We start from the raw sequence: 8,866 nt of genomic DNA on the forward strand, positions 1-8,866 counted from the left end.
ACAACAACAGGGAGCACATGAAATGAAGATCTTCCAAGGGCTGGACGAGCTGGAGAAGGCCGTCGGCACCCACCTCGGCCACTCCGACTGGCTCACCGTCACCCAGGAGCAGGTCGACCTGTTCGCCGAGGCCACCGGCGACCACCAGTGGATCCACGTCGATCCCGAGAAGGCGGCCACCGGCCCGTACGGCGGCACCATCGCCCACGGCTATCTGACCCTGTCGCTCATCCCGAAGTTCACCTGGCAGATCTACAAGGTCGAGGGACTGGCCATGGGCGTCAACTACGGGGCCAACAAGGTCCGCTTTCCCGCACCGGTGCCGGTCGGCTCGCGGATCCGTGCCGGCATCGAGGTGGTCTCGCTCACTCCCGGGGGCGGCGGCCGGCAACTCGTCACGCGCGTGACGATCGAGCGCGAGGGCGGCGGCAAGCCGGTCTGCGTCGCCGAGACCGTGAGCGTCCTCGTCCCCAAGACCGACTGAGAGCCACGATGAGCACACAGACAGCCCTGCCCGCGGATCTACGGCAGAGGGTCGAAGCCCTGCTGACCGAGTACGACCCCGCCACCACCGAGCGGTTCGCCTTCCTGCGGGCCAGGTTCGACGCGGGCCTGGCCTGGGTCTGGTTCCCGCCGGGGCTCGGCGGGCTGGGCCTCCCGCGCGGGCTCCAGTCCGAAGTGAACGCAACTCTGGAGGCGGCAGGCGCCCCCGACAACGACCCGCACTCCAACGGACCGGGCCTCGACATGGCCGCGCCCGCCCTCCTCGCCTTCGGCACCGACGAACAGAAGCAGCGGTTCCTCAAGCCGCTGTGGACCGGCGAGGAGACCTGGTGCCAGCTGTTCAGCGAACCCGGCGCAGGTTCGGACCTCGCCGCGCTGAGCACCCGCGCCGTACGTAAGGGCGACGACTGGATCGTCAACGGGCAGAAGGTGTGGACCTCGCTGGCGCGCATGGCCCGCTGGGCGATCCTGGTGACCCGCACCGACCCCGACGCGCCCAAGCACGCCGGCCTCACCTACTTCATCTGCGACATGACCGACCCGGGCGTCGACATCCGTCCGCTGCGCCAGATCACCGGCGAGGCGGAGTTCAACGAGGTCTTCCTCACCGACGTACGCCTCCCCGACGACCTGCGGCTCGGCGCCGAGGGCGAGGGGTGGAAGGTCGCGACCGCCACGCTCAACAACGAGCGGGTGGCGATCGGCGGCGCGGCGCCGGGGCGGGAGAGCGGCATGATCGGGGTGGTGTCCCGGACCTGGCGGGAGCACCCCGAGCGCCACACCCCCGAACTGCACGACCGGCTGCTGTCGTTGTGGGTGGAGGCCGAGGCGGCCCGGCTCACCGGGCAGCGGCTGCGCCAGAAGCTGGCCGCCGGGCAGCCCGGCCTGGAGGGCACGGCGACGAAGCTGACGTACTCCCGGGTCGCCCAGGCGGCGAGCGGCCTCGAACTCGAACTGCTCGGCGAGGACGGCCTGCGCTACTCCGACTGGACCGAGACCCACCCCGACCACGCCGACTCCACCGGGCGCGACGCCGGCTACCGCTATCTGCGCGCCAAGGGGATCTCCATCGCGGGCGGCACCACCGAGATCCTGCGCAACATCATCGCCGAACGCGTGCTCGGTCTGCCGCCGGAGCCCCGCGTCGACAAGAACGTTCCCTGGAAGGACCTGCCCCGATGAGCGAGAACCCGCGAACAGGTTCCCAGCCAGGCGAACTGAACCTGCTCGACACCGAGACCGAGACCGACCTGCGGGCCATCGTCCGTGACCTGCTCGCCGACCGGTGCGACCCCGTCACGACGGCAGCGGTCTACGACGGCGACTCCTCGGCCGTCGACCCGCTCTGGAAGTCCCTCGCCGTCGAACTGGGCCTGGCGGGGCTGCTGGTTCCCGAGGACCGGGGCGGTGCCGGTGCCTCGGCGCGCGAAGTCGCCGTAGTGCTGGAGGAGTTGGGCCACGCCATGGCGCCGGTGCCCTTCTTCACCAGCAGCGTCGTCGCGGCGACCGTACTGCTGGCGGCTCCGGCCGATGGGCTGCTTTCCTCCCTCGCCGCCGGCGAGTCCACCGTGGCACTGCTCCTTCCGCTCTCGACCGCCCCGGGCGACGAGACGTCCGGGCTGACCGCCGACACGGGCGGCCGGATCAGCGGGCGGGTGACCAGCGTCGCCGGCGCCGTCGAGGCGGACGTCCTGCTGGCCCCGGTCACCACGCCCGAAGGAACGGCCCTCTACGCCGTTCCGGCGCGGAACGCCGTCGTCGACCCGGTGCCGTCCCTCGACATGACCCGTCAGCTCGCCGACGTGCGCCTCGACGGTGTCGCCGGTGAACTCCTGCTGCCTGCCGAGTCGGGCGCGGCGGCCGTGCGCCGCGGGTGGGAGACCGGTGCCGCGCTGCTGGCGTCCGAGCAGGTCGGCATCGCCCGCTGGTGCCTGTCCACGACCGTCGCGTATCTGAAGGAACGCCGGCAGTTCGGCCGTGTCGTCGGCGGGTTCCAGGCGCTCAAGCACCGGGTCGCCGATCTCTACGTGACCGTGGAGTCGGCCTCGGCCGCCGCGCGCTACGCCGCCGTGGCCGTCGCCGAGGACCACCCCGACCGTGCCGTGGCGACCGCGGTGGCCCAGGCGTGGTGCGCGGACGTCGCTGTACGGTCGGCGGAGGAGGCGATCCAGCTGCACGGCGGGATCGGCATGACCTGGGAGCACCCCGCGCACCTGTACCTCAAGCGCGCCAAGGCCGACCAGATCGCCTTCGGCACGCCCGGCCTGCACCGCGCCCGGCTCGCCGGTCTCATCGACCTGGTGGCGTGAGCATGCGCGCCCACGTCCTCGAAGGGGACGTCACGTGGGTGGAGACCGACGCCGGCGGTCTGATCCACAACACCTCCGCCCTGCGCTGGGCCGAGGCGACCGAGCACGCGTTCTACCGGGCGGCCGTGCCGGACCTGCCCGTCGACCGGTTGCCCCGCCGGAGGATCGAGGCGACCTACCACCGCCCGCTGAAATTCCGTGATCGTTATCGAGTGACGCTGTCGGTCGAGAAGTTGGGCCGTACCTCCGTCGCCTACGCCTGGACGGTGACCTCCCGCGGCGAGCTCTGCATCGAAGGCCGGCACGTCGTCGTGCACCTCGACGGCGACGGCACGCCCACGCCGTGGCCGCAGTACCTCCGGGACGCCGTCGCCCGCCTGGAGAACACGGCCGTCCCCACTTCCCGGTAGACCCACACACAAGGTTGGAGTGCTCATGCGGACGGAGATGTTCATCGCCGGCAAGTGGACCGGGGGCAGCGGCGGCACGTCCGCGACCCTCGACCCGGCCACCGGCGAGGTGATCGCGGACGTACCCGAGGCGACCCCCGCCGACGTCGACGCGGCGGTGGAGGCGGCGGCAGCCGCGTTCGCCTCGCCCGAGTGGGCGGACATGCTGCCCGCCCGGCGGGCGAAACTGCTGCTCGACGTGGCCGACCTGCTGGAGCGCAGGGCCGACGAGTTTGCCCGGCTGGAGACCCTCGACCAGGGTCAGCCGCTGGGCGTCGCCACCCGCATCTCGGTGCCGAACGCCGTCGAGCACCTGCGCTACTACGCGGGATGGGTCACCAAGATCACCGGTACGACGGTGCCACTGTCGACGCCCGACGTCGACTACCGATCGCGCCGCGAGCCGCTCGGGGTGTGCGCCCTGATCACCCCGTGGAACTTCCCGCTGATGATCGCCATGTGGAAGCTTGCACCGGCGCTCGCCACCGGCAACACCGTGGTGATCAAGCCCGCCGAACAGACACCGCTGACCACGCTGCTGCTGGCCGAGGTGCTGGAGCAGGCCGGGGTGCCCGCCGGAGTGGTCAACATCGTCACCGGCGGGCCCGAGACAGGCAAGGCACTGGTAGCGCACCCGAAGGTTGCGAAGATCTCGTTCACGGGCTCCACGTCCGTCGGCAGGGAGATCGCCGCGGAAGCGGGACGTGCCCTCAAGCGGGTCTCCCTCGAACTGGGCGGCAAGGCGCCCAGCATCATCGCTGCGGACGCCGACATCGACGCGGTGATCGCGGGCAACCTGATCGCCGGCCTCGGCAACTCCGGCCAGGCGTGCGCGGCGGCGACCCGGTTCTACGTCGATCGCGTCCGGGCGGACGAGTTCGCCACCAAGGTCGCGGCCGCCGCGTCGGAGATGCGGCTCGGTCCCGGACTCGACGCATCGACGCGGCTCGGTCCGCTGGTGTCGCTGGAACACCTGGAGCGGGTGGACACGTACGTCCGCATCGGCAGGGCCGAGGGCGCGGAGCTGCTCACCGGCGGCCGGCGTGCCGAAGGCGAACTCGCGAACGGCTACTTCTACGAGCCGACCGTGTTCGCCGGCGTCACCCAGGACATGCGGATCGCCCGCGAGGAGATCTTCGGCCCGGTGCTCTCCGTACTGCCGTACGACGATCCGGACGAGCTCGCCCGGCTGGCCAACGACACCGAGTACGGGCTCTCCGCCTACATCTGGTCCAACGACATCCGCACCGCGGGCCGCCTGGCCCGCCGGATCAAGGCCGGCACCGTGCTGATCAACCTGCCGCCGGGGCTCGACGCCGCGGCGCCGTGGGGCGGTATGAAGGCGTCGGGTCTGGGTCGCGAGATGGGATGGGAGGCGATCGAGGCCTACACCGAGGTCAAGAGCATCTGGACAGGCCTGGCCTGAGCCGGTCCGTTGCCGCCCGGGGCGAGTGAGGTAGGCCGCCCTCTGTACACGCGCAGGTATCCTGCTGGGTATGCCGTTCATGACAAGGGTGTTCGCGTGACGACGGACCATCAGCGCTCGCCCGCGAAGGGCCCCGCCAAGGGTGCCGCGAAGGGCTCGCGGCAACGGCTTTCGAGCGATGAGCGCAAGGACAAGATCGTTGCGGCCGCCCGTGAGGTGTTCGTCAAGTACGGCCTGGCCGGGGCCCGCACCCGCGACATCGCCGAGGCGGCGGGAGTCAACGAGGCACTGCTCTACCGGCACTTCCGCTCCAAGGAAGAGCTCTTCGAGGCCGCGGTCGTCTCTCCCCTGGAAGACGCCACGGCCTGGCTCGCACAGGTGCTCCCCGGCCCGGAAGACGACCTCTCCGACGAGACCGTCCACCAGCGGATGCGGCAGCACATGCTCAACACCATCCGTGCGATGGACGAGGTCGCCCCGCTGCTGGGGGTCATGCTGTTCTCCGACGAGGTCACGGCCGGCGCGTTCTACAAGGAGCGGGTCGCACCCCACCTCGCCGAGCTGAAGCGCATCCTCGAACTGAACCTGCCCCACTGGCGGCACCGCGACTTCGATCCGGAGCTGGTGATCCAGGCCGCCTTCGGCGCCGCGTGGTTCCGCGCGATCAACGCCCGGTTCACGGGTCGGCCGATCGACTTCGAGGCCGAGGCGGACCAGCTCACCACGCTGGTGCTGGACGGGCTGCAGCTCCGGGAGCAGTGACCGCGCGGCCGCACGGCGGACTCTTCACGGAGTGCCGCTCTCCACGGCCGAGGGATTGAGTGACGCCAGCAGTTTGAGCAGCAGTGAGTGCGCCTGCTCCTGTTCGGTCGGCGTCAGCACCTGCAGCGCTTCGGCGTGGGTGGCGGCCAGTGCTTTCGAGGCCTCGGCGGCGAGCCGCAGGCCGGTCTCGGTGGCGTGCAGTCGCTGGGTGCGCCGGTCGCCGGGGGTGGTCCGCCGTTCCAGGAGGCCCCGCTCCACCAGCCCGTTCACCGCAGTTCCCATGGACTGCGGGGTGATCGCCGTCCGGCGTGCCGCGGTCGCGCTGGAGACCCCCGGTTCGCGGATGGCCTGCGTCAGGGCGCTGTTCTGGGCGAGGGTCAGCTGGAACGGGCGCAGGGTGCGCTCGATCCGGGCCGCCATGATCTGGCCGATCTGCCAGGCCACATAGCCGGTGCGCCGGTCGGGGTGGTTCACGGAGTGGACCTCTTTTGTAAGTCAGCTGATTGTGATGTACAAATATTATCAGTTGCCTTCTAATCGAGGAACCTTTTCCGATGTCCCAGCATGTCGCCACCCGAGCCACCCGCCGGCCCCACCAGCACGCCCTGGACGTGGCCCATCCGCCGCCCGGCCCCGGAAACCTGCGTGCCGTCCTGCTCCCCGTGGCGGTCGTGCTGCTGATCGGCACCGTGTTCGTCAGCGTCTATCTCGCCGCCTTCCACGCGCCGCACCCGCACCAGCTCCGCGTCGGCACGACGGAGATCGGCACGGCGCAGGCCCACCTGAGTCAGGACCTCGAACGCGTCGCCCCGGGCGGCTTCTCCGTGGAGACCTACCCCGACGCGTCCGCCGCCCGGGACGCCGTCCAGGACAGGACCGTGTACGCGGCCTACCTCGGTGACGGCAAGCTGCTCTACGGCAGTGCCAACGGAGCCGCCGTCACCGCGACCGTGACCACCGCCTTCGGCTCCGTGGCGCACGCGGAGCACCATGAACTCGCGGTCGAGGACGTGGCCCCGGCGGCGGCGGGGGACACCCGCGGCCTCTCCGTCTTCTACGCGGCCTTCGGCCTGGTCCTGGCCGGATATCTCTTCGGCATGACCACCTACCAGCTGGCGCCCAGGCTCCAGTACCGCTGGCGGATGGCCAGCCTGGCCCTGTTCGGAGCCGTCGGCGGCCTCCTGGTCGCCCTCATCGCGGGCAGCACCGGCTTCGGCGCCCTGCCGGGCCCCTTCCTGCCCCTCGTCGTCGTGATCTCGCTGATGGGCGCCGCGGTCGGCGCCACGACCATGGTGCTGCTCCGGCTGTTCGGCCCGGCCGGCGTCAGCCTCGCCTCGATCCTCCTGCTGATCCTCGGCAACAGCAGCAGCGGCGGGATCATGCCGGCGGCCTACCTTCCGGCCTGGCTGCGTCCGCTGTCCGAGATCCTGCCCGTCGGGGTGGGCGTCCGGGCCATGCAGGGCCTGTCCCGGTTCCAGGACGACGGTCTGACCCGCGCCCTGGTGATCCTTCCGCTGTGGGTGCTCGGCGCCGCCCTGGTGCTCTACCTGAAGGACGTGTTCCGGCGCGAGCCCCCGACCGCCGCGGGAGAGAAGGACGCGCCGCAACCCGCAGCGGGCTGACGTGATCTCGTTTTCGACGAGCTCCAGGGCGTGTTCCATGCTTCGCCGGAAGGCACTTCGTTTCGGCGGACGGTACGTGGTCGCGTGAGGACGGTGAACCTCTGCGGCGTCCACCCCTGGCGTCGGCCGGTAACCTGCTGATGGGATGAGTCGGCTTGTGGGACGGGCTGGAGCCGATGCGGCCGGCAGGGGGTGACCGAACGAGGCGCCGGTCTCTGGCCCGGCTCCGCGGCTTGGACGTGGCGCCGCCTCGGGCCGGCCGCATCGGGCGACGGGGCCGACCGGGCGATCAGCCGGCAGCAGGCTGCTGATTGGGGTCCGGAAGGTTTCCTGCGGAGAAGGCACCGGTGAGACCGCCGTCGACGACGATGACCTGCGCGGTGACGAACGAGGCGTCGTCGGAGGCGAGATAGGCGGCTGCCGCCGCGATGTCGGCGGGCATGCCGGCCCGCCCGATGGGCTGGCCCTGCGCGAGCTTCTCGGCGATGGCGGCGGTCAGGTGTGCGGCAGCCTCCCCTTCGAGACCCTCGCTGCTTGCGAACAGGTTGGTCACGGTGCCGCCGGGGGCGATCGCGTTGACCCGGATACCGAAGGGTGCCTGTTCCACTGCCACGGAACGCGTGAGACCGACGATCCCGGCCTTGCATGCGGAGTACACGTGCGGGCCCAGTCCGCCCTGCAGCGCGGCGACGGACGTGGTGCTGATGATGGAGCCGCCCTTGCCCTGTCTCTGCATGGCGCGACAGGCGTGCTTCATCCCCAGTGCGATGCTCCGCAGATTCACCGCCACGGTCCGGTCGAAGCCAGAGGCGTCGAACTCGGTGATCGGTCCTTGGACGCCGGTGATGCCGGCGTTGCCGTAGAACACGTCCAAGCCGCCGTGACCGTCGACCGCGGCGGCGACCAGCGCCTCGATGTCGCTCTCGACGGTCACGTCACACCGGATGAACGTGCCGCCGATCTCGGCGGCCACCTGCTTGCCGGCCGTCTCGTCCACGTCGGCCACCACCACGGTGGCTCCCTCGGCGGCGAACCGGCGAGCCGTGCCGGCACCTATTCCGCTCGCCGAGCCAGTGATCACTGCGACCTTGCCGGACAGTCTCGTCATGCCTTGCTCCTGTGCCGAGTCGCCCGTGGGGGAGCGCCGGGGGTGTCGAAGGGGGTGAAGAGGTGGGGGCAGCCGAGGAAGCGCGGAGTTGTGCTTCCCCGGGTGGGCCAAGGACGACTACCGCGGTGGTGGAACGGTCTGTCCGGCACCGGGCGTCCGAGTATGTAGGTACTTACTACATACCCCGAAGCGGCACCGTCAAGAGTCGGTCATTCGACTTCTGTCCGGGGGCCGGCTGTCGCGCCCGTCGACCCCTCCGGCGGGAGGTCGCCTTCCTGGAGTGTTCAGGCGGTGAACCCCTCACTCCTCATTAGATTGGGTGGCCAAATTATGTGAGCTCTTGGAAGCGGGCGCCTGCGGTGGCGGGACGTTCGGAGTGTGTGTGCCTGGCCAGATGGTCAGTCTGGATTGCGCAATCGATGGAGGAATAGATCCGGCATGGCGTACGCTGACATCTAACGATTGGCCGACCAAGTAAATGGGTCGGGCATCGCCACCGAACACCTGCATCCGCTCCCTGGAAGAGGTCCTCCCATGACTCAGCAGCAGACCGCACAGGCCGCCGTCGAGGCGTTCACGCCGGACAACACCGCGATCCTCCTCATCGACCACCAGGTCGGCACCATGAGCTGGGTCGGCTCCATCGCCTTCGAGGAGATGAAGGCCAACGCCCTCGCCCTGGCCAA

At 70.4% G+C, this 8,866-nt stretch carries 9 protein-coding genes; 7 read left to right on the forward strand and 2 right to left on the reverse strand.

What is annotated here, in order from left to right; genetic code table 11:
• Positions 1 to 22 precede the first annotated feature (22 nt).
• The 6 genes from ACWD4O_RS46730 to ACWD4O_RS46755 all read left to right on the forward strand — a co-directional run bounded on the left by ACWD4O_RS46730 (position 23) and on the right by ACWD4O_RS46755 (position 5,450).
• Positions 23 to 484, forward strand: a complete 462-nt coding sequence (locus ACWD4O_RS46730) for a MaoC family dehydratase (RefSeq protein WP_451289194.1) — start codon at positions 23 to 25, stop codon at positions 482 to 484.
• A gap of 8 nt (positions 485 to 492) precedes the next feature.
• Positions 493 to 1,686: an acyl-CoA dehydrogenase family protein gene (locus ACWD4O_RS46735; RefSeq protein ID WP_451289196.1), complete on the forward strand. Its 1,194-nt coding sequence runs from the start codon at positions 493 to 495 to the stop codon at positions 1,684 to 1,686.
• On the forward strand, positions 1,683 to 2,813 hold the full coding sequence (locus ACWD4O_RS46740) for an acyl-CoA dehydrogenase family protein (RefSeq protein ID WP_451289197.1): 1,131 nt from the start codon (positions 1,683 to 1,685) through the stop codon (positions 2,811 to 2,813). The genes ACWD4O_RS46735 and ACWD4O_RS46740 overlap by 4 nt, the downstream gene beginning before the upstream one ends.
• 2 nt (positions 2,814 to 2,815) lie before the next feature.
• Positions 2,816 to 3,223: an acyl-CoA thioesterase gene (locus ACWD4O_RS46745; protein WP_451289198.1), complete on the forward strand. Its 408-nt coding sequence runs from the start codon at positions 2,816 to 2,818 to the stop codon at positions 3,221 to 3,223.
• A gap of 25 nt (positions 3,224 to 3,248) precedes the next feature.
• Positions 3,249 to 4,688 carry an aldehyde dehydrogenase family protein gene (locus ACWD4O_RS46750; protein ID WP_451289200.1) on the forward strand — a complete coding sequence of 480 codons (1,440 nt, stop codon included), beginning with the start codon at positions 3,249 to 3,251 and terminating at the stop codon, positions 4,686 to 4,688.
• A gap of 96 nt (positions 4,689 to 4,784) precedes the next feature.
• Positions 4,785 to 5,450, forward strand: a complete 666-nt coding sequence (locus tag ACWD4O_RS46755) for a TetR/AcrR family transcriptional regulator (RefSeq protein ID WP_451289201.1) — start codon at positions 4,785 to 4,787, stop codon at positions 5,448 to 5,450.
• A 24-nt stretch (positions 5,451 to 5,474) separates the two neighbouring features.
• Here ACWD4O_RS46755 and ACWD4O_RS46760 read toward each other — a convergent pair whose 3' ends face one another.
• The gene (locus tag ACWD4O_RS46760) at positions 5,475 to 5,924 is read right to left on the reverse strand and encodes a MarR family winged helix-turn-helix transcriptional regulator (RefSeq protein WP_451289202.1); all 450 of its coding nucleotides are present in this window, start codon (positions 5,922 to 5,924) and stop codon (positions 5,475 to 5,477) included.
• A gap of 80 nt (positions 5,925 to 6,004) precedes the next feature.
• On the opposite strand from ACWD4O_RS46760, the gene ACWD4O_RS46765 reads away from it, so the two are divergent.
• Entirely contained in the window at positions 6,005 to 7,072 is a 1,068-nt protein-coding gene (locus ACWD4O_RS46765) for an ABC transporter permease (protein ID WP_451289203.1), read from the forward strand.
• A gap of 289 nt (positions 7,073 to 7,361) precedes the next feature.
• Here ACWD4O_RS46765 and ACWD4O_RS46770 read toward each other — a convergent pair whose 3' ends face one another.
• Entirely contained in the window at positions 7,362 to 8,180 is an 819-nt protein-coding gene (locus ACWD4O_RS46770; protein WP_451289204.1) for a glucose 1-dehydrogenase, read from the reverse strand.
• Positions 8,181 to 8,866 lie beyond the last annotated feature (686 nt).

The organism is Streptomyces sp. NPDC002623 (assembly GCF_053592635.1).

What these genes read in the sequence shown, in the direction of transcription:
- ACWD4O_RS46730 (WP_451289194.1), top strand. Translation starts at nt 23, where the DNA reads ATGAAGATCTTCCAAGGGCTGGACGAGCTGGAGAAGGCCGTCGGCACC.
- ACWD4O_RS46735 (WP_451289196.1), top strand. Translation starts at nt 493, where the DNA reads ATGAGCACACAGACAGCCCTGCCCGCGGATCTACGGCAGAGGGTCGAA.
- ACWD4O_RS46740 (WP_451289197.1), top strand. Translation starts at nt 1,683, where the DNA reads ATGAGCGAGAACCCGCGAACAGGTTCCCAGCCAGGCGAACTGAACCTG.
- ACWD4O_RS46745 (WP_451289198.1), top strand. Translation starts at nt 2,816, where the DNA reads ATGCGCGCCCACGTCCTCGAAGGGGACGTCACGTGGGTGGAGACCGAC.
- ACWD4O_RS46750 (WP_451289200.1), top strand. Translation starts at nt 3,249, where the DNA reads ATGCGGACGGAGATGTTCATCGCCGGCAAGTGGACCGGGGGCAGCGGC.
- ACWD4O_RS46765 (WP_451289203.1), top strand. Translation starts at nt 6,005, where the DNA reads ATGTCCCAGCATGTCGCCACCCGAGCCACCCGCCGGCCCCACCAGCAC.
- ACWD4O_RS46770 (WP_451289204.1), bottom strand. Translation starts at nt 8,180, where the DNA reads ATGACGAGACTGTCCGGCAAGGTCGCAGTGATCACTGGCTCGGCGAGC.